This is a genomic window from Streptomyces sp. NPDC005963 (assembly GCF_040638655.1).
Taxonomy (GTDB): Bacteria; Actinomycetota; Actinomycetes; order Streptomycetales; family Streptomycetaceae; genus Streptomyces.
Map to the genome: position 1 here is coordinate 125,090 of NZ_JBEXVD010000003.1, position 22,314 is coordinate 147,403.

At 69.1% G+C, this 22,314-nt stretch carries 16 protein-coding genes and 3 tRNA genes; 12 read left to right on the forward strand and 7 right to left on the reverse strand.

The genetic code is table 11. The features are described 5' to 3' along the window. Positions 1-418: 418 nt before the first annotated feature. From ABZ348_RS06690 to ABZ348_RS06720, 7 genes are all read left to right on the forward strand, one after another. Entirely contained in the window at positions 419-2,281 is a 1,863-nt protein-coding gene (locus ABZ348_RS06690) for a 2-oxoacid:acceptor oxidoreductase subunit alpha (RefSeq protein WP_358930055.1), read from the forward strand. After that, positions 2,274-3,368, forward strand: a complete 1,095-nt coding sequence (locus ABZ348_RS06695; RefSeq protein WP_358930057.1) for a 2-oxoacid:ferredoxin oxidoreductase subunit beta — start codon at positions 2,274-2,276, stop codon at positions 3,366-3,368. Before ABZ348_RS06690 ends, ABZ348_RS06695 begins: the two co-directional genes overlap by 8 nt. 43 nt (positions 3,369-3,411) lie before the next feature. Next, complete coding sequence (fdxA, locus tag ABZ348_RS06700) at positions 3,412-3,726, forward strand: ferredoxin (protein WP_358930059.1); 315 nt, start codon at positions 3,412-3,414, stop codon at positions 3,724-3,726. A gap of 151 nt (positions 3,727-3,877) precedes the next feature. Further along, on the forward strand, positions 3,878-5,986 hold the full coding sequence (locus ABZ348_RS06705) for a hydantoinase/oxoprolinase family protein (protein ID WP_358930061.1): 2,109 nt from the start codon (positions 3,878-3,880) through the stop codon (positions 5,984-5,986). Then, on the forward strand, positions 5,983-7,572 hold the full coding sequence (locus ABZ348_RS06710) for a hydantoinase B/oxoprolinase family protein (RefSeq protein ID WP_358930062.1): 1,590 nt from the start codon (positions 5,983-5,985) through the stop codon (positions 7,570-7,572). The genes ABZ348_RS06705 and ABZ348_RS06710 overlap by 4 nt, the downstream gene beginning before the upstream one ends. A 149-nt stretch (positions 7,573-7,721) precedes the next feature. Then, positions 7,722-9,254 carry an AMP-binding protein gene (locus ABZ348_RS06715; protein WP_358930064.1) on the forward strand — a complete coding sequence of 511 codons (1,533 nt, stop codon included), beginning with the start codon at positions 7,722-7,724 and terminating at the stop codon, positions 9,252-9,254. Continuing rightward, positions 9,251-9,943: an RraA family protein gene (locus tag ABZ348_RS06720; protein WP_358930066.1), complete on the forward strand. Its 693-nt coding sequence runs from the start codon at positions 9,251-9,253 to the stop codon at positions 9,941-9,943. Before ABZ348_RS06715 ends, ABZ348_RS06720 begins: the two co-directional genes overlap by 4 nt. Positions 9,944-9,980: 37 nt before the next feature. Here ABZ348_RS06720 and ABZ348_RS06725 read toward each other — a convergent pair whose 3' ends face one another. After that, positions 9,981-10,469: a hypothetical protein gene (locus ABZ348_RS06725; RefSeq protein ID WP_358930068.1), complete on the reverse strand. Its 489-nt coding sequence runs from the start codon at positions 10,467-10,469 to the stop codon at positions 9,981-9,983. Between the two features lie 305 nt (positions 10,470-10,774). Next, positions 10,775-11,689: a peptidoglycan-binding protein gene (locus ABZ348_RS06730; RefSeq protein ID WP_358930070.1), complete on the reverse strand. Its 915-nt coding sequence runs from the start codon at positions 11,687-11,689 to the stop codon at positions 10,775-10,777. Between the two features lie 447 nt (positions 11,690-12,136). Between ABZ348_RS06730 and ABZ348_RS06735 the strand changes: the two genes are divergently transcribed. Continuing rightward, entirely contained in the window at positions 12,137-12,526 is a 390-nt protein-coding gene (locus ABZ348_RS06735; RefSeq protein WP_358930072.1) for a hypothetical protein, read from the forward strand. A gap of 264 nt (positions 12,527-12,790) precedes the next feature. On the opposite strand, the gene ABZ348_RS06740 is transcribed toward ABZ348_RS06735, so the two are convergent. The 5 genes from ABZ348_RS06740 to ABZ348_RS06760 form a co-directional block, all read right to left on the reverse strand. After that, on the reverse strand, positions 12,791-13,450 hold the full coding sequence (locus ABZ348_RS06740) for a poly-gamma-glutamate hydrolase family protein (RefSeq protein WP_358930074.1): 660 nt from the start codon (positions 13,448-13,450) through the stop codon (positions 12,791-12,793). A gap of 421 nt (positions 13,451-13,871) precedes the next feature. Continuing rightward, positions 13,872-15,338 (reverse strand): FG-GAP-like repeat-containing protein, encoded by a 1,467-nt coding sequence (locus ABZ348_RS06745; protein ID WP_358930076.1) that lies wholly within the window; start codon positions 15,336-15,338, stop codon positions 13,872-13,874. A gap of 537 nt (positions 15,339-15,875) precedes the next feature. After that, positions 15,876-15,949 (reverse strand) — tRNA-Ile (locus tag ABZ348_RS06750). Between the two features lie 191 nt (positions 15,950-16,140). Further along, positions 16,141-16,213: transfer RNA gene (locus ABZ348_RS06755), tRNA-Asn, on the reverse strand. A 5-nt stretch (positions 16,214-16,218) separates the two neighbouring features. Beyond that, a tRNA-Asn gene (locus ABZ348_RS06760) sits at positions 16,219-16,291 on the reverse strand. 180 nt (positions 16,292-16,471) lie between these two features. Here ABZ348_RS06760 and ABZ348_RS06765 point away from each other — a divergent pair. The 4 genes from ABZ348_RS06765 to ABZ348_RS06780 all read left to right on the forward strand — a co-directional run bounded on the left by ABZ348_RS06765 (position 16,472) and on the right by ABZ348_RS06780 (position 22,305). After that, entirely contained in the window at positions 16,472-16,771 is a 300-nt protein-coding gene (locus ABZ348_RS06765; protein WP_358930078.1) for a YtxH domain-containing protein, read from the forward strand. Between the two features lie 35 nt (positions 16,772-16,806). Continuing rightward, positions 16,807-18,255: an FGGY family carbohydrate kinase gene (locus ABZ348_RS06770; RefSeq protein ID WP_358930080.1), complete on the forward strand. Its 1,449-nt coding sequence runs from the start codon at positions 16,807-16,809 to the stop codon at positions 18,253-18,255. A gap of 337 nt (positions 18,256-18,592) precedes the next feature. Further along, positions 18,593-20,326, forward strand: coding sequence for an ABC transporter ATP-binding protein (locus ABZ348_RS06775; RefSeq protein ID WP_358930082.1), 1,734 nt, complete (start codon positions 18,593-18,595; stop codon positions 20,324-20,326). A 50-nt stretch (positions 20,327-20,376) separates the two neighbouring features. Beyond that, positions 20,377-22,305: an ABC transporter ATP-binding protein gene (locus ABZ348_RS06780; RefSeq protein ID WP_358930444.1), complete on the forward strand. Its 1,929-nt coding sequence runs from the start codon at positions 20,377-20,379 to the stop codon at positions 22,303-22,305. The last annotated feature ends 9 nt before the right edge of the window (positions 22,306-22,314 follow it).

A 22,314-nucleotide genomic window follows, 5' to 3' on the forward strand; every position in this document is an offset into this window, starting at 1 on the left:
GGGGGCCGGCCCTCAACTCCCCATCTGAACAACGTGCTTGCAGACGGTACGCCCGGTGCCGCCCCCCTTGGCCCCATCGGTCGCCCCCGCCTCACCGGATCCCGGTTCCGGCTTCCGCGCCCTTCCCGCCCTGCACGCCCGGGCTGCGCGGCGTTCGACCCCGGCGAGCGTCTCCGGGGTGAGTCCTCCCCCGGAAACCGTTCGGCCATCTCCCGCCACCGAGCCTGGCCCGACGCGTGCACCAGCGGACCGTTCACACCGACCGCGCACGAGCGCTTTCGCCACTTCAACAACCCGTTCCAGCAGCCAGACCCGTTCCAGCAGCACGACCCGCGAGCCGCCCCGTGACCCGCCAGGGAAGCCGGCGCCTTCCCCGACCGTCTTCCCAAGCCCGTCCCTGCGATCAGGAGTCGCGATCATGTCCAAGCAGGTCCTCGCCGTCCCCTCGGTGGTGATCCGGTTCGCCGGAGACTCCGGCGACGGCATCCAGCTCACCGGCGACCGGTTCACCGCGCAGACCGCGACCTTCGGCAACGACCTCGCGACCCTTCCCGACTTCCCCGCCGAGATCCGCGCCCCCCAGGGCACCCTGCCCGGCGTCTCGGCGTTCCAGCTCCACTTCGCCGACCACGGGGTGGCGACCCCGGGGGACAGCGCCGATGTGCTGATCGCCATGAACCCGGCGGCGCTCAAGGCCAATGTGGGTCATCTGCGGCCCGCGGCACAGATCATCGCGGACTCCGACCAGTTCACCCCGCGCAATCTGACGAAGGCCGGGTACGCGACGAACCCGCTGGAAGACGGCTCGCTGGAGGGCTACACCGTCCAACCCGTGCCGCTGACCGCGCTCACCGTCGGGGCGCTCAAGGACTCGGGGCTGAGCCGCAAGGACGCCGAGCGGGCCAAGAACATGTTCGCGCTCGGGCTGCTCTCCTGGATGTACCAGCGGCCGACCGAGGGCACGATCGCCCATCTGACGTCGAAGTTCGCGAAGAAGCCCGCGATCATGCGGGCCAATATCGCCGCCTTCCACGCCGGTTGGAACTTCGGCGAGACGACCGAGGCGTTCGCCGTCTCCTACGAGATCGCCCCGGCCCCCGCGCCCTCGGGTGTGTACCGCAACATCACCGGCAATCTGGCCCTGTCCTACGGGCTGGTGGCCGGCGCCCGACAGGCCGGACTGCCGCTGTTCCTCGGCTCGTACCCGATCACCCCGGCGTCCGACATCCTCCACGAGCTCAGCCGGCACAAGAACTTCGGCGTGACCACCTTCCAGGCGGAGGACGAGATCGCCGCGGTCAGTGCCGCGCTCGGGGCGTCCTTCGGCGGATCGATCGGGGTGACGACGACCTCGGGGCCCGGCATCGCGCTCAAGGCCGAGGCCATCGGGTTGGCCGTCACCCTGGAACTACCGCTGATCGTGGTGGACATCCAGCGCGGCGGCCCCTCCACCGGGCTGCCCACCAAGACCGAACAGGCCGATCTGCTCCAGGTGCTCCACGGCCGCAACGGCGAGTCGCCCCTGCCGGTGGTCTCGGCGAGTTCACCGGCCGACTGCTTCGACGCCTGCATCGAAGCGGTCCGGATCGCCCTCAAGTACCGCACGCCGGTGGTGCTGCTCTCGGACGGCTACCTCGCCAACGGATCCGAGCCGTGGCGGATCCCCCACTCGTCGACGCTGCCCGACCTCACGGTGGAGTTCGCCACCGGCCCCAACGGGACGGCCGCCGACGGCAGCCCACGCTTCCTGCCCTACCTCCGTGACCCCGAGACCCTCGCCCGGCCCTGGGCCGTGCCCGGCACCCCCGGGCTCGAACACCGCATCGGCGGGCTGGAGAAGGCGGACGGCACCGGGGACATCTCGTACGACGCCGACAACCACGAGTTCATGGTCCGCACCCGGCAGGCCAAGGTCGACGGCATCGCCCGCGATCTACCGCCGACCGTCGTGGACGATCCGGACGGCGAAGCCCGGGTACTGGTCCTCGGCTGGGGCTCCACCGCGGGCCCGATCGCAGCGGCCTGTGCCGAGGTGCGGGCCGCCGGCGGTTCGGTCGCCCGTGCCCATTTGCGGCACCTCAACCCCTTCCCCGCCGATCTCGGCGAGGTTCTCGCGGCCTACGACCGGGTCCTCATCCCCGAGATGAACCTCGGGCAACTCGCGCTCCTGATCCGTGGTCGCTACCTCGTCGACGCCGTCTCCCACACCCAGGTGCGCGGCACCCCGTTCAAGGCGAGCGATCTGCGGACCGCCATCGAGAAGGTGATCTCCGATGTCTGAATCCCTGCTCTCCGCTGACGTGGCGAACCCCGCGCGGGTGCCCCTGCCCCTGATCGCCACCTCCGCCGGGGTCGCGGTCAAGCAGACCGCGAAGGACTTCCGCTCCGGTGAGGAGGTGCGCTGGTGCCCGGGCTGCGGTGACTACGCCATCCTCGCCGCCGTACAGGGCTTTCTGCCCGAACTCGGGCTGCGCCGGGAGAACATCGTCTTCGTCTCCGGCATCGGCTGCTCCTCCCGCTTCCCGTACTACATGAACACCTACGGGATGCACTCCATCCACGGGCGGGCGCCGGCCATCGCCACCGGGCTCTCGGTCTCGCGGCCCGATCTGTCGGTGTGGGTCGTCACCGGGGACGGCGATGCGCTGTCCATCGGCGGCAACCACCTCATCCACGCCCTGCGCCGCAATGTGAACCTGAAGATCCTGCTGTTCAACAACCGGATCTACGGGCTCACCAAAGGCCAGTACAGCCCCACCAGCGAGCCGGGGAAGATCACCAAGTCCACGCCGATGGGCTCGCTGGACACCCCGTTCAACCCGGTCAGCCTGGCCGTGGGGGCGGGGGCCGGATTCGTCGCCCGTACCGTCGACTCCGACCGCAAGCACCTCACGTCGGTCCTGCGCGCAGCCGCCGAGTACGAGGGCACGGCCCTGGTCGAGATCTACCAGAACTGCAACATCTTCAACGACGGCGCGTTCGAGGTGCTGAAGAACCCGGCCACCCGCGACGATCACCTCCTACGGCTCGAACAGGGACAGCCGCTGCGGTACGGGGCCGACGGCGAACGCACCGTCGTGCGCGACGCGGCGGGGTCACTGCGCCCGGTCGACCCGGCCGCCGCCGAGCACGACGTCCTCGCCGACGAGGTCGTCCACGACGCCCACGCCGACGATCCGGCCATCGCGTTCGCGCTCTCTCGACTGCCGGAGAACGGCGGCCCCACCCCGATCGGCGTCTTCCGCTCGGTCTCCCGGCCCTCCTACGACCGGCAGGTCGCCGAGCAGTTGCAGCGGGCGGCCGACGCCTCGGGCCCGGGCGACCTGGACGCGCTGCTGACCGGCCGCGACCACTGGACCGTCGCATGACCGCCCGCCCCACCCCTCACCGCAACAGGCCCGGGAGGTGCCCATGACCTATGTGATCGGTACGAACTGTGTCGACGTCAAAGACCGCACCTGCATCGCCGAATGCCCCGTGGACTGCATCTACGAGGGCGACCGGATGCTCTACATCCACCCGGACGAGTGCGTCGACTGCGGCGCCTGCGAGCCGGTGTGTCCGGTCGAGGCCATCTACCCCGCCGACAGCCTGCCCACCGAATGGCTCTGGCACCTGGATGCGGCGACCGCGGTGACCGCGGGCCGCGAGGACGAGCCCGAGGCCGGGCCGGTGGACGACCACCCGGACGTGACGGCGCTCCCGGCCCGAACCGAAGCGGCCTGACCCATGGCCGCCCATCCGATCACCCACCCCCCTGACCGCACAGCACCACAGCACAGCCCCGCACCTCAGCCCAGCCCCGCACCTCAGAGCGTGCACCGCGCAATCGGCGCCCGTACACCCGTCATCACCCCAACCAGAGAAGAGGCCAGACGTGACTGATTGGCGCCTTGCCGTGGACATCGGCGGCACCTTCACCGATGTCGTCCTGCTGGATGCAGAAACCGGCCGTGTCGTCGTCGAAAAGACGCTCACCACCCCGTCCGCGCCCCTCGGCGGCGTACGCACCGGTGTGCTCTCCGCGCTGGACAAGGCCGGCATCTCCCCCGGGGACATCATCCGACCCATCGTCCACGCCACCACCCTCATCACCAATGCCCTGATCGAGGGCAAGACCGGCCGTGCAGCGCTGGTCACCACCGACGGCTTCGGGGACACGCTGGAGATCCGCAGCGAGCACCGCTACGACATGTACGACCTCCAGATCGAGTTCCCCGCCCCGCCGATCCCCCGTGACCTGGTCTTCGAGATCAACGAGCGGACCACGGCCGACGGCTCGGTCCGCACCCGCCCCACCGAGGCCGGTCTGGACGCGCTCGCGGAGGAACTGCGTCAGCACGACGTGGAAGCGGTCGCGGTCTGTCTCCTCAACTCATACGCCAACGCGGAGAACGAGCGGCTCGTCACCGAAGGACTCGCCAAGCGACTCGGCGTTCCGGTCTGCGCCTCGCACGAGGTGACCCCGCAGATCCGTGAGTACCCCCGGATGATCACCACGGTCTGCAACGCGGCCACCATGCCCGTCATCGGCCCCTACCTCCAGGAACTCCAGGAGTGGCTGACCGCGACCGGCTTCGGCGCCTCGGTGCTGATGATGCTCTCCAACGGCGGTGTGGTCTCCGCCGACGACGCCCGCAAGGTGCCGATCCGACTCGTCGAGTCCGGCCCGGCGGCCGGCGCACTGGCCGGAGTCTGGTACGCCCAGCGACTCGGCGAGGAGCGGCTGTTCTGCTTCGACATGGGCGGCACGACCGCCAAGTCCTGCCTGATCGAGCACTACCAGCCCGAGTTGACCAACGAGTTCGAGGTCGCCCGCGTCTACCGGTTCAAGAAGGGCTCCGGCTACCCCTGTTCGATCCCCTCGGTGGACCTGGTCGAGATCGGTGCGGGCGGCGGCAGCCTGGCCCGCGTCGACGACCTCGGACTGCTGAAGGCCGGCCCCGACTCCGCGGGCGCCGACCCCGGCCCGGTCAGCTACGCCCGTGGCGGCACCATCCCGGCGACCACCGACGCCGACCTGGTGATGGGTCTGCTGGACCCGGCGTACTTCCTCGGCGGCGAGATGCCGCTCGACCTGGAGCGGGCGCGCGGAGCCTTCGCCCCGCTCGGCGAGAAGTTGGGCGCCAGCGCCGACGACACCGCGGTCGGTGTCTATGAAGTGATCAACCAGAACATGGCGGCGTCCGCCCGGATGCACGCCGTGGAGCGCGGGATCGACCTGCGCGGAGTGGCGCTGATCGCGTTCGGCGGCGCGGGTCCCGTGCACGCCTGCGGAGTGGCGACGCTCCTGGAAGCACCCCGGGTGATCTTCCCGGTGAACGCGAGCGTGCTCTCCGCGTTCGGCACCCTGGTCAGCCCGGTCCGCATCGACCTGGCCCGGAGCATGGTGCGCTCCCTGGACGGCGAGGTCGCGGCCGACCGCGATCTGCTCCTTGAGGACATGCGCCAGGAAGGCCGACGCATCCTGGCGGCGGCCGGCGCAGCGGCGGAGGACGTGAAGTACCGCTACGGTCTGGACGCCCGGTACGAGGGCCAGGGCAATGAGATCACCCTCTGGGTCGGCGAGGGTTCCTCCTGGCCTGCGACGCTGGACGAGACGCTGGAGCTGTTCCACAGCGAGTACGAGAAGATCTACGGCCTGCGGATTCCCGACGTCGGGGTCGAGGTCGTGACCTGGCGGGTCGCCGCCTGGTCGGACGCGCCCGGCTTCGAGGTGCCGGCCGTCGCCACGGGCAGCGGGACCCCGGTGCCCAACCGCCACCGCGACGCGCGCTTCCGCCGCGGTGAGGACGCCGTGTCCGTGCCCGTCTACCGCCGTGCCGAACTCGGCGCCGGCGACCGCTTCGACGGTCCCGCCCTGGTCGAGGAGCGCGAGACCACCTCTGTCATCCCCGGCGGCTGGAGCTGCGAGGTCGCACCCGACGGTTCGATCGTCGCCACGGCAGTCACCGCCACCGCCACCGCCAAGGAGGACTCCAAGTGACCCGTACCTTCGATGCGATCGAGCTGGAAGTCCTCTGGGGCTCGCTCATCGCCACCGTGAACGAGCAGGCCAAGGCGCTCCAGCGGTCCGCTTTCAGCCCCATCGTGCGCGAGGCGGGCGACCTCGCCAACGCGCTGTTCGACCGGCGCGGGCGGATGGTCGCCCAGGCCGTCACCGGTACGCCGGGACACATCAACTCGCTCGCCATCGCCTGCAAGAACATCCTCGACCGCCACCCGGTGGACTCGCTGGAGCCCGGTGACGTACTGATCACCAACGACCCGTACCAGACGGCCGGGCAGCTGCTCGACGTCACCGTGCTGGTGCCGGTGTGGCGCGGCGGCCGGGTGATCGCGTTCTTCGGCTCGACGATCCACCACACCGATGTCGGCGGATACGGCATCGGCGCGGGCGCCCGCGATGTGTTCGAAGAGGGCCTGTGGATTCCGATCAGCAAGCTGACGACGGCCGCCGGGCGCAACGAGCCGGTGTGGGACTTCATCCTCGCCAATGTTCGCCAGCCCACCCATATGGCCGGTGACCTGCACGCCCAGATGGCATCCGGCGAGGTCGGGGCCGGACGGTTGCAGTCCCTGCTCGACTCGTACGACCTGGACGACATCGAGGAGCTCGCCGACGAGGTGATCCGCCGCTCGGAGGACGCCACCCGCCGGGCGATCCGCGAACTGCCCGGCGGAACCTACCGCGCGTCCTCGATCCTGGACCTGGCGGACGGCTCGGAGATCACCATCAATGTGGCGGTGACCATCGACTCCGAGAAGGGCGAGATCCTCGTCGACTACGCCGGCTCGTCGGGCCCGAGCCCGTTCGGCATCAATGTCGTCAAGAACTACACCCACGCGTACACCACGTTCACCCTGCGCAGCCTGCTCAACCCGGAGATCCCCAACAACGCCGGCTCGCTGGGGCCGATCCTGGTGGAGGCCCCGGAGGGCAGCATCGTCAATGCGGTGCCGCCGTCGCCGTGCACGGCCCGCCATGTGGTGGGCATGTTCCTGCCGATGCCGCTGCTCCAGGCGATGTCACAGGCGCTGCCGGACGCCGTGATGGCCGAGGGTTCCGCGGCGGTGTGGACGATGCAGGTCAGTGGGCACGACGCGGAGGGCAAGCCGTTCATCACGGCCATGTTCACCTATGCGGGCGGGGTCGGCGCCCGGGCGACCAAGCCGGGCCTGTCCACCACCTCGTACCCCACGGGTGTGTCCGCCGTTCCGCTGGAGGTCGTGGAGGCGTCCGCGCCGATCCGCTTCCTGCGCAAGGAGTTGCGCCGGGGCTCGGGCGGCAAGGGCGCACAGGAAGGCGGCATGGGACAGACCATCGAGTTCACCGTCGACTCCCCCTCGCCGTGGGTCCTGAACGCGGTGACCAGCCGCCTCGCCCGCGGTCCGCTGGGCGTCTTCGGCGGCGGCGCGGGCGCGACCGGCCGCTTCCTGGTGAACGGCGAACCCGTCCGCACCCAGGCCCGCATCACGCTCCAGCCGGGCGACGTCGTACGGCTGGAGCTGCCGGGCGGCGGCGGTTACGGCGAGCCGGTCGCCGTGGAGGCCGAGTCCGTCCCGGTCTGATCGGCCACGGCAGGTCGTCCCCGACCGAGCCGAACCGCCCGGGTGGGAGGACCGCTGCTCGACGGTCCTCCCACCCGGCCCCGGGCTGCTCCAACGGCTCCACCGCACAGCACCTCGCCACCTCACCACCTCACCACCGGAGGCAGGACATGGTGAATCCCCCGCCCACCTTCGCGGCCCGGTGGGCCGACACCGTCGCCGCCGTGCCCGAACGGCCGTTCCTCATCTGGGAGGCCCCCGACGGCGAGGTGACCACCTGGACCTACCGCGCCTTCGACGCACTGGTCGGCCTGGTCGCGGGCGGTCTGCGCGAGCGCGGCGTCACCCGCGGCTCCCGGGTCGGGATCGCCCTGCCCAACTGCCCCGCGTACGTGGCCCTCTGGTTGGCGCTCACCCGGCTGGGCGCGGCGATGGTCTGCTCGGACCCCTCCGCCCGGGCCCAGGAGTTCGCCGCCCACCTGCGCCGCACCGGTGCCGCCCTCGGCTTCCACGGCCCCGCCCAGGCGGTCGAGTACCGCGCCGCAGCCGCGCAGACTGGCGCCGAAGCGGTGGAGGTCGACCTGACCGCCGCCGCGCTGTCGGGCCTGTACGGGACGACCCCGATAGACACAGCGGACGTAGAACCCCATGACCTTGCCGGGCTGATGTTCACCTCCGGCACCACCGCCGAGCCCAAGTGCGTGATGATCACCCAGGCCAACTACGCCTTCGCGGGCGATGTGATGGCGGCAGCCGCAGCACTGCGCGCCACGGACCGGCAGTTCGTGGTCCTCCCCCTCTTCCACGCCAACGCCCAGTACTACTCCTTCGCGCCCGCCATCACCGCCGGCGCGAGTGTCGTCCTGATGCCCGCCTTCTCCGCGAGCCGGCTCCTCTCCCAGGCCGCCCGCCACCGGGTCACCCATCTGAGCCTGTTCGCCGCCCCGATCCGCATGGTCCTGGCCCGCGGCGCCACCCCCGTCCCGGACCTGCGGATCGTCCACTGCTGGTACGCCCAGAACATCACCGACGAACAGTACGAGCGGTTCGCCGAGCTGATCGGCTGCCGCCCGCGGCAGTTGTACGGCATGACGGAGACCGTGCCGGCAGTGCTCACCAATCGGGCCGTGGCACCGGAACCGGCATCGATGGGGCTGGTGACGCTCGGCTGCCGGGTCCAGGTGCGCGACCCGAAGACCGGAGCGGCCCTCGCACCGGGCGAGGAGGGCGAGGTCTTCGTCGGCGGCCGACCGGGCAGCAGCCTGTTCGCCGGCTATCTCGACGCACCCCAGGCCACCGCGGCCTCCTACCCCTTCGCGGACGGCTGGTTCGCCACCGGCGACCGGGCCACCGTCGACGGGCGGGGCAGGTTCTTCTTCGCCGGCCGCCGCGGCGATGTGCTCAAGGTCGCCGGCGAGAACGTATCGCTCGTTGAGATCGAATCGGTCCTCGCGGAGCACCCGGCGGTGCTGGAGGCGGCCGTGGTCGGCGAGGCCGATCCGGTACGCGACGAGGTACCCGTCGCCTATGTCGTCCGGGCGCCCGGAACCACGCCCGAGGCGCTCGACGACCTCCCTGCCTGGTGCACGGCCCGGCTGGCGAAGTCCAAACGGCCCGTCCGCTTCGAGCAGGTCGCCGAACTGCCGCGCACCTCGGTCGGGAAGATCCGCAAGTTCAAACTCTCCGAGCGGAGTGCGACATGACCACCTCCCCCACCCAGCTCTTCCCCTTCGCCGTACCGGAACGGCTGCCGGCGTCGGCGGCACTCGCCGACGTCCTCCAACTCCACGGCAGGAGAGGCTGGTTGACGCCACCGCTGCGCCCCTTCCAACGGGGTCCCGGCCAGGCCGTGCTGGGAGCCGCCCGCACGATCCGCATGGCGTCCGGCCCGGGCAGCCACGGCCTGGGCCCGCTCCGTGCGCTGCTCGGCGAGAACCTGGCCGGTCAGGTCCTGGTGATCGCGGGCGCCGACTGCGTACCGGGGGCGGTGTGGGGCGAGATCCTGACGACGGCTGCCCTCGCCCGGGGCGCGGTCGGCGCCCTGGTCGAGGGAAACGTACGGGACGTCCCCGCGCTGGAACGGCTCGCGCTGCGCATCTGGGCCTCCGCGGAAGCGACGTCCGGGCCGGGAACCGGCGTCCATGTGGCCGAGGTCGGCGGCGCGGTGGAGATCGGCGGAGTACGGGTGGCGGAGGGCGACCCGGTCCTCCTGGACGACGGTGGTGCGATCGCCCTGTCCCCCGACTCGGCCCCGACGCTCCTCGCGGACGCGGCCGACTACCACCAGGCGGAGGAACGGGTGTTGGAAGCCCTGGTCTCGGGTCTCATGCTGCCCCGGGCGTACGCACCGAAGGCCCAGGTGGTGACGCGGCTGCGCGCCCGGGGACTCTGAGTTCGTTTCGTGTCATGGGGTCATGACCCGGGCGCCTTCAGGCCAGGATCTCCCTGACGAGGCTGAGTTCCGCGCTGGTCGGCACCTTGATGAGGAACCCCCCGATACCCAGGGCGAGATCGATGACGTCCGAGGTGTCGAAGTCGGGTCGGGAGAACCTGCTCGCGCAGGCAAGTCCCAGTCGGAGGGTGAAGAGGCCGTTGAGGGTGGCGTTCACGGCGATGGCCGCGGGAACACCCGCCACCGGAAAGGCGAGGATGAGCGGGGTGGCGGCCCAGGTGAGGATCTTGGAGCCGAGCACATAGCCGGACACGGCGGTGACCCCGGCGGCGACGAGTTTCGCCGTGGCCGCCGGCGTCAGTTCGAGCCCGGCCTTATCGGCTATGGCACCTATCATGACGGTCCAGGTGGCCCCTACGCCCGCCATGTCGAGGGCGGGTACGAAGAGTCCCGGAATTGCAACGCCGCTGGCCGCGATAACACCAGTGGCAATGATGTCCTTGAATTTTGGATCAAGCGCAGGCATAGGGGCGAGAGTAGCAGCGCATCTACCGTGAAAATAGCCCTTGTTGCTGGAATGGCGACGGTCCGAAAAGGCTTGCTCAATACACCCTTTCCATTCATTCCATCTGCGCACTCACATCATTTCCGTCACAGCGGAATCATGATTCTGCGAAGCCAACGGAATTCACTCGGGTACGCTCCCGTCACACCGAAAGCCCCTCGTCCGACCCGAATGCGGCGTGCCACCCGACGCACCGACGACGGCCCCGAGCGGGGCCGGTCCGCCTGGACGACGGGTGGCACGCCTTGCACATCACCCGTGCCGGATCAGCTGTTGGGGACCTTGAGGAGGTCCCAGGTGGTCTTGCCCGGCGGCCACTTGGCCGCATCCCCGGTGTAGCCGCACTTGCGCTGCCACGCCTCGTACGACGCCTTGTCACCGGATCCGAGTACATCGGGGTTCGCGGAGGACTGGTAGCGGTTGCAGCCCACCGCGATCAGACGCTTGCGCATGGCGGCGACGATCGGCGACTTGCGGCCCATAACGAACCAGGCCGCCCCGGGGAACGGCTCGTACACCGGCTTGACCGGCGGCTTCTTCACCGGGGGCTTGGTGACCGGCGGCTTCTTGGGCGGCACGGTGGGCTTGCCGGCCTTCAATCTGGCCTCGACCCGCTGGCGCATCGACAACATCGTGAAGCCGCGCGGGTCGATCTTCCCCGGCTGCCACTCCAGATGCCCGATCACCGAGCGCGCCGACCAACCGTGCACCCGACAGATCGCGGCGGACGCCTGCTCTATCGCCTCCAACTGGGCGGCGGTCCACGGGTCCTTGCCATCACCGAGGTTGATGCACTCGAAGCCGTAGAAGTGCCGATTGCCGTCCGTGGTCGCCTCGTTGTCGGCGGGCAACGGCTTCTCCGCGATCACGGCCCGCAACACATCATCATCTCCGAGGCCCGCGTGGTTGGTTCGGCCGTAGCCGACCAGATGCACCACTCCCTCCTTGTCGATGACCCCGTGACACAGCGGACCGGGCAGGGTGCTGTGCCCGTCCCGGCACAGAGCGACCGAGTTCGCGGTGCCCTTGGTGACGGTGTGATGGATCATCACACCGTGCACCGGCCCCCACGGACCCTTCGCATTGCGGCTGTGGGTACGCCAGTTCCCCACCTCAACGACCTTCAGTCCCTCATCGCGCAGGGCTTGCAAGAACCTGGCGGCGGACATGGGTTGGGCCATCAGCGGCCTCCTTAGTGCAGACGGATCATGAAGCCGGCTTCGGTGATCCTTCCACCGAAATGATCCCGCCAATACTGAGAGGCCCAACTCCTACGTCACACACGCACAAGTCCCTCATCAGGCACTTGATATCTACCGTCTATGTGATAAGCACTTTTTCACGCCAATCCTCAAGGGATCTCCTGGTCCGGTGCACTGGCCTGACCGTGCATCAGGACCGACATCGCCTACGGCCACGAGGGCTGCCCTGGCGGGGGACAGACACCATCACCAACCACCCGGACCGCGATCCCCACCGGCCCGCATCGAGCGCTTTTGCGAGGTTCCACCGTGTCGCACCACTACACACCGCGCTTTCAGGATCGAAGCCACCCGAGCGGCCCGACTCCCCCGCCCCCGCCCCAGCCCCCGACCCAGAGACGGGTGTCCTCGGGCGCGGTGGTCACCATGGCGCTGGCGATCGGAGCCGTACTGGTGTTCTTCTCCGGCGCACAACTGCGGCAGGAGAAGCGGGAGGCGGAGGAGACGCAGGCCGTGGCGCGCCTCATCGCCTGCGCCCGGGACGCGGCGACGGGTCTGCCGATCGCCGAGGTCGAAGTGCGGAACCCGACGGACGAGGTGGCGAAGCACTCGGTGTACATCGACTTCGTCGACGGGAACGGAGAGAGCCTGGCGTTCTCGTACGGGGAGACCGTCCCCGTCTCTCCCGGCCTCAAGGTCGTCCTGTCGCTGCCCGCGATCGGCGAGGTGCCGAGGGCGGTCGCGGTGGACTGTCGGATATCCCGTGCGCAAACGATGCCCCGCCGTGTCGCCCCCTCATCGGAAAGGACCCCCTGAGCGCCCTTGCCTTCCGTCCAATCCGTCCAACCGCGCACGAGCTCCGAATGCGGTGGGCTCATCTCTGGGTCACCGATCCCGAAAGCGGAATGCCCATGGGCCCAGGGATAGGAATGCAGACGAGGGTTCCTCGCCCGGTCCCGTGCCGAAACCCGGTACGGCATTCCTTTCACTCCGCGATGCGTCCGGAATTCCCCATTCCCTTCAGCAAGGGAGCAACGGGTCCCGCGCCGCCACTCGGAAACGGTACGGACTCCGCTTGCGTCAGCGCGATAGCCGGAGGGACCCGGGAACCGCGGGCTCCCGGTCGACCAAGGCCGACCGCACAGCCGCGACATAGGCCCGGAAGGTGTCGGTGCGCCGACCCGAGTCCCTCATCTGTTGCGACAGGTCCCCGCGCGGGAAGAATCCCGCCCGCAGGGCTCGGGACATCTCCAACTGCACGCCGGCCGAGCGCACGTTCCGATTGCAGATGTTGGCGGGGTGGTCGCCCGCGATCCTGCCGCGTGCGTCGACCACGGCGAACCCACGAAGCCGCAGGGCCGCCGCCACCCGTTCGACCATGGCGCGGTCGAGTCCGCCGATCGCGGTTTCCGCCCAGCCGGCCGCACCGGTGTACCCGTGGAAGGACAGCGTGCCCATGGCGCCGCCGACGACGTCGAGGGCCAGGGGCTCGTCGAAACGTGAGCTGGTGAGGTGCAGTTCACCGTTGCCGGAGTCCAGAAGCCCCGCGAACTCGTAGAAGCGCAGACTGCCGCCCGCGACCCCTCGGGCCACTTCCCCGGAGCCCGCTTCGATGCTGCCGCCGTGGATCGCGATGCTCGCCCAACTCGCACCGGCCGGCGAAACAGCCGTACGGGAGTAGTCGACGCCTTCGACCCGTGCCGCGGCCAGCGCCGCGTACGAGGCATACAGATCCGCCACGCACATGGTCCTCTCTCACTTTGGCCACCCTGGTCCCGACGTCCCCAGAGCGGGCCCGCCACAGATCGCCGTCCGCCGAGGACCCCGCCCAGCGATCGGGTATCCGAGCGTACCGCTCAATAGCGATCCCCCGCGGGCCGACAAGCACCCGCCGGTACACCGCGGCGGTTGGCCACACCGTCCCACCCGACGGAAGGCTCCACCCCTGCGGCTCCCCCCTGCGGGGGCATGGTCGCGGGAGGTCAACGGGTTGCACCCACGGTCAGCGCTGGGGAGGACCGCTTCGGCAGGTGCACAGCTCACGGGCGCCCGGAAGGACGCGGTGCTACTCCCCGCGTACGGAGGGCCGACGTTGGTGGAGGTGGGTCGCCGGGCAGTCGGTGTATCCGCTCCGAACTTTCGCCCGGAGCGGGATCGCCCATCAGTCGGTGAAGTTCAGGCCGTAGCTCGGGTAGCCGACGGTGGAGATGCCAACCGAGGCCGGGGAGAGCGAGCGAGCGCCGGTGGTGGTGATCTTCTTCCCATTGGAGCGGAGCACGACAACAGAACCGTCGTAGTTGTCCTCACCGTGAGCACCGATGGTCAGATCGCCTTTCCCATCACGGTCCAGGTCGGAGAGGCTGACATCGCTGCCGAAGTCATCATTCTTCTCAGCCGTGCCGGGCACTCCGGTGCTGTCCTGGGTAAAGGACTGCGCCCCGACGGTGGAAAGACCGTTTGCCGTGCCGTACAGCACGGTGACGGCACCGGCGAACGAGTTGGAACCGACGGTCTCGCCGTATGCGCCGATCGCAAGGTCGAGATGGCCGTCGCCGTTGATGTCGCCGAGGCCCAGCTCGCCGCCGAAGTGGTCTCCCTTCTCGGACGTACCGGGGACACCGGGGGTGTCCTGGGTGAAGGAGCTGGAGAAACCGCGGACCGGGCCGTTCGCGCTGCCGTTGACCACGAGGACCTTGCCGCCCACGGCTGCGGGCTGCCCGGCGGCGTCCGTGCCCTTGTTGCGGTCCCACTCCAAGCCGATGACGATGTCGCTGTACTTGTCGCTGTTGAGCTTGCCGACGGTGGTGATGGTGCCCGCGGGCAACACAGTGGCGTTGCTCCCGCTCATGTTGCCGCTGCGGGTACCGCGCACCCAGTAGTTGGCGTTGAAGTCGGTGGCGGTGCTGTAGGCGTTGACGACCAGGTCGGCGACGCCGTCGCCGTTCACATCACCTGAGGTCAGGTAGCGGACGCCGTTGTAGGTGCCGGTGTAGATCGGCAGGCCGATGCTGTCGTAGCCGCCAGTGCGTCCCGCCTTGGTGAAGCCGCCCCGATAGCGGTCGATCGTGGAGCCGGTGGAACCGATGGCGATGTCGATCTGACCGTCGCCGTCGAAGTCAGCCGTCTCAATGGACTTGGCGAAGTTGTCGTGCTTGGTGGGCGCGGGGTCCTTGATGGTCGTACCCCCGTCGAGCCCCTTGGCAGAGCCCCAGAGGATGACGGCGGTCCCGCGGTCCTTGTCACTGCCGACGTCCTCGCCATAGGCGCCCACGGCAAGGTCGGCGAAACCGTCTCTATTGAAGTCCCCGAAGCCGCTGGTGGCGCCGAAGTAGTCGTCGGCTTCGGCAACTCCCGGGACTCCGGCCGAGTCCTGGCTGATGAGGGCGCGATGGGTGGTGCTGATGCCCTTGGCGGAGCCGTAGTGGACGACGATCTGCCCGGCTCCCTTCTTCCCTGCGACGGTGGCGGCGGCCGCGGCGATGGCGAGGTCGATGTAGCCGTCGCCGTTGAAGTCGGCGTGCAGACCGGAGCCGGCCGCCAACGCGGGGCTCGCGGAGATCGACATCAGGCTGCCCGTCAATGCGACTGCGGCAGCCGTGGCCAGGGCCGTACGGAACTTCTTCTGCATGAGGGTTTCTCCTGCGGGAGGCCGTGTCCCGGCCCCCAGTCAATGGAACACGTTCCGCTCTGTACACCCGGAATGGTTCGCGAGGTCATCTGTACGGTTGAGCGAAGAGATGACCACTAGTGGGACAGGAAGGTTGTATGGGAATTCAGGACGCCACTCCCCAACTTCCGCGCTGTCTCCCGATGTACGAAGGCCTCGGTGCGCAGCGCGTTGATGACGGAACCCGGTCCGTGGCTGCCGGGTGCAGCAGTCGTTTCCCCACAGCCGACCCGCCGGGCTTCGACGGGGTCAGCGCAGTGAGAACTGGCACCCTGACGGTCTCGCCCGCGAGCGCCCACGTCCGTGGCCGCCGACCGGCGAGGAGGCCACGAGGCACGCCGAGACCCGAGTGCCTCGCGCGCTGTGGAGAGGCGTCCGAGACGGCCGCTCACGCCCCGGTCACGCACGGCCCGAAAACGAGTGAGCGCCCCACCTGGTGCTAACCAGCCTGGGGCACTCGATACCTGGTCAGAACCTTTCTGCTCTGGACAGGAGGAGTGGGGCGGGTGGGACTCGAACCCACGGCCGACGGATTATGAGTCCGCTGCTCTAACCGGCTGAGCTACCGCCCCTAACGGCGCGTCGCGCACAAATGTGCGCGCCGTCTGCCGCAGCATAGCCGCTCATACGATCTCCTGCCTCGGATGGTCGGCATCGCTCGACCATGGAGACACCGCTGTCCTCCGGGCGGTTCCACCTACCGCGGAGAACGCACAAAAAACACACGAAAAAGGACCCCGCAGGGTCCCGATTCGCTCTTGTGCTCCCCCGGCTGGACTCGAACCAGCAACCCTCCGGTTAACAGCCGAATGCTCTGCCAATTGAGCTACAGGGGATCGCGCTCCCCCGACTGGACTCGAACCAGTAACCTGCCGGTTAACAGCCGGCTGCTCTGCCAATTGAGCTACAGGGGATTGCTGCATCTGCACCGAACGTACCTGGCCGGGGCGTCCCGGAGGGCGTGTGCTCGCTGCGACACATACATTAGCGCAAGCAGGGGGGTGCTCCGCCAATCGGTATGGACCAGGGTGATCACGGGCCGGACCGGGTAGACGGGCAAGCACCCACGTAAGCAAAGGAAAGGGTGGCAGCCCATGCGGTACAAGCTCACGTTCGTCGTCGGGCTCGCCGTCGGCTATGTGATCGGGACGCGGGCCGGGCGCGAGCGCTACGAGCAGTTGCGCAAGAGCGTGCGGGAGTTCTCACAGAACCCCGCCGTGCGGAACGCCGCCGAGTCGGCCGCGCAGAACGGGCGGCAGGCGGCGGGCAAGGCGTTCCACGCCGTCAGCGAGAAGGTCGGAGACCGGATGCCCGAATCGGTCGCCGAGCGGGTGCGGTCCCTGCGGGAGCGCGGCGGAAGCGGCGAGGACGACTGGGGAACCAGCAACACCTGACCACGCCGGCTGGCCGGTGGGGCAGAATCTCTCCCATGGGGATAGTCGCCGGCTTGGACAGTTCGTCTGCGCTCACACAGATCGTCGTCTGTGACACGGATACGGGTGCCGTGCTGCGGCAGGGCTATGCCCCGCATCCGGTCGATCCGAAGGCCACGGAGGTGGATCCGCAGTCCTGGCTGCTCTCGCTCGGCGAGGCGGCGGGCGGCGGGCTGCTCGAAGGGGTGCAGGCCATCGGGGTCTCCGCCCAGCAGCACGGCCTCGTACCGCTTGATCAGCAGGGCAATCTCGTGCGTCCCGCCCTGCTGGGCAACGACAAGAGGGCGCAGGTCTCCGCGGCCGATCTCATCGACGCGCTGGGCGGACGGCAGGCATGGGCCGAGGCCGTCGGTTCCGTACCGCAGGCGAGTCATCCCGTGGCGAAGCTGCGCTGGCTCGCCCGTGCCGAGCCCGAGGCAGCGCAGCGGGTGGCGAGCGTGCTCCAGCCGCACGACTGGCTGGTGTGGCAGTTGCTGGGACGGCCCGTGCGGCGGACCACCGACCGCGGCAGTGCTTCGGGCACCGGGTACTGGTCGGCCGGATCGGGCGCCTACCGCCCCGACCTGGTGGAACTGGCGCTCGGGCACCGTTGTGCGCTGCCCGAGGTGCTCGGTCCCGCCGATTCGGCCGGCACCACCCCCGAAGGGCTGCTGATCTCCGCGGGAACCGGCGAAACCATGGCCGCCGCCTTCGGGCTCGGCGTGGCCGTGGGGGACGTCGTGGTCTCGCTGGGGGCATCAGGTTCGGTGATGGCCGTGCACCACGAGGCCCTCGCCGATCCCAGCGGGATGATCACCTCGTACGCGGACGCCACCGGCATGCATCTACCGGTGGTGCACACGAACAATGCCGTCCGGGCCCTGCGGGGCACTGCCGAGATGCTGGGTCTCGATGATCTCGACGCCCTCTCCGACCTGGCGATGAAGTCCTCCCCCGGCTCCTGCGGTCTCGTGCTGCTGCCGTATCTGGAGGGCGAGCGGACGCCTCGGCTTCCGCACACCGCGGGCACGCTCAGTGGTCTGCGCCGCGAGTCCATGAAGCCCGAGCACCTGGCCCGGGCGGCCTTCGAGGGGATGCTCTGCTCGCTGGCCGATGCGCTCGACGTACTGCGCGGGCGGGGTGTGGAGGTGCGCCGGGTGTTCCTGCTGGGTGCGAGCGCAGGACTGCCCGCCGTACAGGCCGCTGCCCCCGCGATCTTCGGCGCGCAGGTCGTCGTGCCGCAGCCCGCGGACTACGCGGCTCTCGGTGCCGCCCGACAGGCGGCCTGGGCGCTCGGTGTCTCACAGGGGACGCTGTCCCCGGCGGCGCCGCCGGTGTGGCAGGACGCTGTCGTGCAGTTGCTCAATCCCGGCGACGAGCTCGCCGTGGGTCAGGCGGTGCGTCAGCAGTACGGCGCCACTCGGGACCAGTTGCATCCGGGTGCGTTCGCCGGCCCCACGGGCTGAGCGCACCGGCTCCTGACTGACTCAGCGGGTTCGTATCCCTGCTGGGCGGCTGCGCTGCGCGTGCGCCGAGAAGCGCCGAACAGCATGGGCCGGCAGGCGGTTCACCCAGAGGCAGGAACCGGGGCAGCGAATCCGGGCGGGCACCGGACTCGTCTCCGCGAACCCGGCAGGGCGCCGGGCGATGCGTCCCGTCGTGGTGTGCCACCTGGCCATCTCTTGACCCTGGCTTGAAGAAATCACCCCGGGTTCGGCGGCCCGGTGACGGAAGATGGCATTCCCACCCCCCGAAAAGACGTCGCACCCCTGTGCCGACGCTGCCGAGCCCGAGAGACCGCGCGTGCTGATACGACTGCTACGGAAGCACTTGCGTCCGTACAAGAAACCGATCGCCCTGCTGGTGCTGCTCCAACTGCTCCAGACCAGCGCCACCCTCTATCTGCCCACCCTGAACGCCGCCATCATCGACAACGGCGTGGTCAAGGGGGACACCGGCTACATCCTCCGACTCGGCGTGCTGATGCTCGCGATCAGCGTGGTCCAGGTCGTGTGCAATATGGGCGCCGTCTACTTCGGTGCGCGGACCTCCGCGGCGCTGGGTCGCGACGTCCGAGCGGCCGTCTTCGACCGGGTGCAGAGCTTCTCCGCCCGTGAGGTGGGCCACTTCGGCGCCCCTTCCCTGATCACGCGCACCACCAATGACGTCCAGCAGGTGCAGATGCTGGTGCTGATGGCGTTCACCATGATGGTGACGGCCCCGATCATGTGCATCGGCGGCATCATCATGGCGCTCGGCCAGGATGTGACGCTGTCGGCGGTGCTGCTGGCCGTCGTACCGGTCCTCGGGGCTTCGGTGACCGTGCTCATCGTGCGGATGCGCCCGCTGTTCCGGACCATGCAGGACCGGCTGGACACGGTGAACCGGGTGCTGCGGGAGCAGATCACCGGCAACCGGGTCATCCGTGCCTTCGTCCGCGACGCCTACGAGCGGGAGCGGTTCCGCGAGGCGAACGCCGAGCTCACCGGGGTTTCCCTGGCCACCGGTCGGCTGATGGCACTGATGTTCCCGATCGTCCTCACGGTCGTGAACGTCTCGTCCGTCGCCGTCGTCTGGTTCGGGGCGCACCGGGTGGAGAGCGGGGCGATCCAGATCGGGGCGCTGACCGCGTTCCTCGCGTATCTGATGCAGATCGTCATCGCCGTGATGATGGCCACCTTCATGTTCATGATGGTGCCCCGGGCGGAGGTGTGCGCCGAACGGATCGAGGAGTTGCTGGGCACCGACTCCAGTGTGGTGCCGCCCGTGAACCCCGTGGTCAAGTTGGACCGGCACGGGCATCTGGAGATACGGGACGTGGAGTTCCGCTACCCGGGCGCCGAGGAACCGGTGCTCCGGGAGGTGGCGCTGGTGGCCCGCCCCGGCGAGACGACCGCGATCATCGGTTCGACCGGCAGCGGCAAGTCGACCCTGCTCGGGTTGGTGCCCCGGCTGTTCGACGCCACCGGCGGTGAAGTGCTGGTCAACGGCGTCGACGTGCGTGCGATCGACCCCACGCTGATGGCGCGGACCGTGGGTCTCGTGCCGCAGAAGCCGTACCTCTTCTCCGGCACGATCGCGAGCAATCTGCGCTACGGACGACCCGATGCCCTCGACGAGGAGTTGTGGCGTGCGCTGGAGGTGGCACAGGCGGCCGACTTCGTACGGGAACTCGAAGACGGGCTCGATGCGCCGATCGCACAGGGCGGCACGAATGTCTCCGGTGGTCAGCGGCAGCGGCTCGCCATTGCGCGAACGGTGGTGCAGCAGCCGGAGATCTATCTCTTCGACGACTCGTTCTCCGCGCTCGACTACGCGACGGACGCGGCACTGCGGGCGGCGCTGACGAACGAGACCGCGGGCGCGACCGTGGTGATCGTGGCCCAGCGCGTGTCCACCATCCGTGACGCGGACCGGATCGTCGTCCTCGACGAGGGGCGGGTCGTGGGAACGGGCACCCATCGGGAGCTGATGGCGGGCAACGAGACCTATCGGGAGATCGTCCTCTCGCAGCTGACGGAGGCAGAGGCCGCATGAGCGAGCAGAGCGGACGGGGCGAGCGGATGCGGCCGGGCGGCGGGCCTCCGATGGGCGGTCCGGCCGGGCGGATGATGGCCGGTGGGGAACGCTCGATCGACTTCAAGGGGTCGAGCAAACGGTTGCTGAAGCAGTTGGCTCCGGATCGGGCCCTGCTGTGGGCGATGTTGACGGCGGGCGTGCTGAGTGTGGCGTTCTCCGTGGTGGGGCCGTTGGTGCTGGGACGGGCGACGGACCTGGTCTTCGCCGGTGTCGTGGGCCGGGACATGGAAGGCGGCGGCAGCAAGGAGCAGGCCATCGCGGCGCTGCGGGCCAAGGGCGAGCACGGCCTCGCGGACATGCTCTCCACTGTCGGTTTCACCCCCGGGAAGGGCATCGACTTCACTGCGGTGGGCCAGGTCCTGTTGGTGGCGCTGGGGTTGTTCCTGGTCTCGGGGCTGCTCGCCCTGATCTCGTCACGGCTGTCGATCCGGGTGATCAACCAGACCGTGTTCCGGATGCGCGCGGACGTCCAGGCCAAGTTGGAGCGGCTGCCGCTGTCCTACTTCGACCGGGCCAAGCGGGGCGAGGTGCTCAGCCGGGTCACCAACGACATCGACAACATCTCTCAGACCCTCCAGCAGACGATGGGGCAGTTGATCAACTCGCTGCTGTCGATCGTGGGCGTGCTGGTCATGATGTTGTGGGTCTCACCGCTGTTGGCTCTGGTCGCGCTGGTGACGGTCCCGCTGTCGGTGTTCGTGGCGACCAAGGTGGGGAAGCGCTCCCAACCGCACTTCGTCGAACAGTGGAAGTCGACCGGGCAGCTCAACGCCCATATCGAGGAGATGTACACCGGTCATGCGCTGGTGAAGGTGTTCGGACGGCAGGACGAGTCGGCGAAGGACTTCGCCGAGCAGAACGAGGCACTGTACGAAGCCGGCTTCAAGGCGCAGTTCAACAGCGGGATCATGCAGCCGCTGATGTTCTTCGTCTCCAACCTCAACTATGTGTTGGTGGCGGTGGTCGGCGGGCTGCGGGTGGCCTCGGGAGCACTGTCGATCGGGGATGTGCAGGCGTTCATCCAGTACTCGCGGCAGTTCTCGATGCCGTTGACCCAGGTCGCGTCGATGGCGAACCTGGTGCAGTCCGGAGTCGCCTCAGCCGAGCGGGTGTTCGAGCTCCTCGACGCGGAGGAGCAGGAGCCGGACGGCCCGTCCGTGGAGCAGTTGACCCGGCCGGCCGGACGGGTCTCCTTGGAGAACGTCTCGTTCCGGTACGAACCGCAGAAGCCGCTGATCGAGGACCTGTCGCTGAACGTCGAGCCGGGACAGACGGTCGCTATCGTCGGTCCGACCGGTGCCGGCAAGACCACGCTGGTCAATCTGTTGATGCGGTTCTACGAGGTCACCGGGGGTCGGATCAGTCTGGACGGGATCGACGTGGCGAAGATTTCCCGTCAGGACCTCCGGTCGGTGATCGGCATGGTCCTCCAGGACACCTGGCTGTTCGGCGGGACGATCGCGGACAACATCGCGTACGGGGCATCCCGTGAGGTGACACGGGAGGAGATCGAGGCCGCGGCACGGGCCGCGCACGCCGACCGTTTCATCCGTACGCTGCCGGACGGCTATGACACGGTCCTCTCCGACGACGGAGCCGACGGGGCGGGAGTGAGTGCGGGCGAGAAGCAGTTGATCACCATCGCCCGGGCCTTCCTCTCCGATCCGGTGATCCTGGTGTTGGACGAGGCGACGAGTTCGGTGGACACCCGGACCGAGGTGCTGATCCAGAAGGCGATGGCCCGGCTGGCGCACGGTCGCACCAGCTTCGTCATCGCGCACCGGCTCTCCACCATCCGGGACGCCGATGTGATCCTGGTGATGGAGAACGGCGCGATCGTCGAGCAGGGCACCCACGACGGACTCCTCGCGGCGGGTGGTGCGTATGCACGGCTGTATTCGGCGCAGTTCGCCGAGGCGGTCGCGGAGGTGGATTGACGTTCTGGT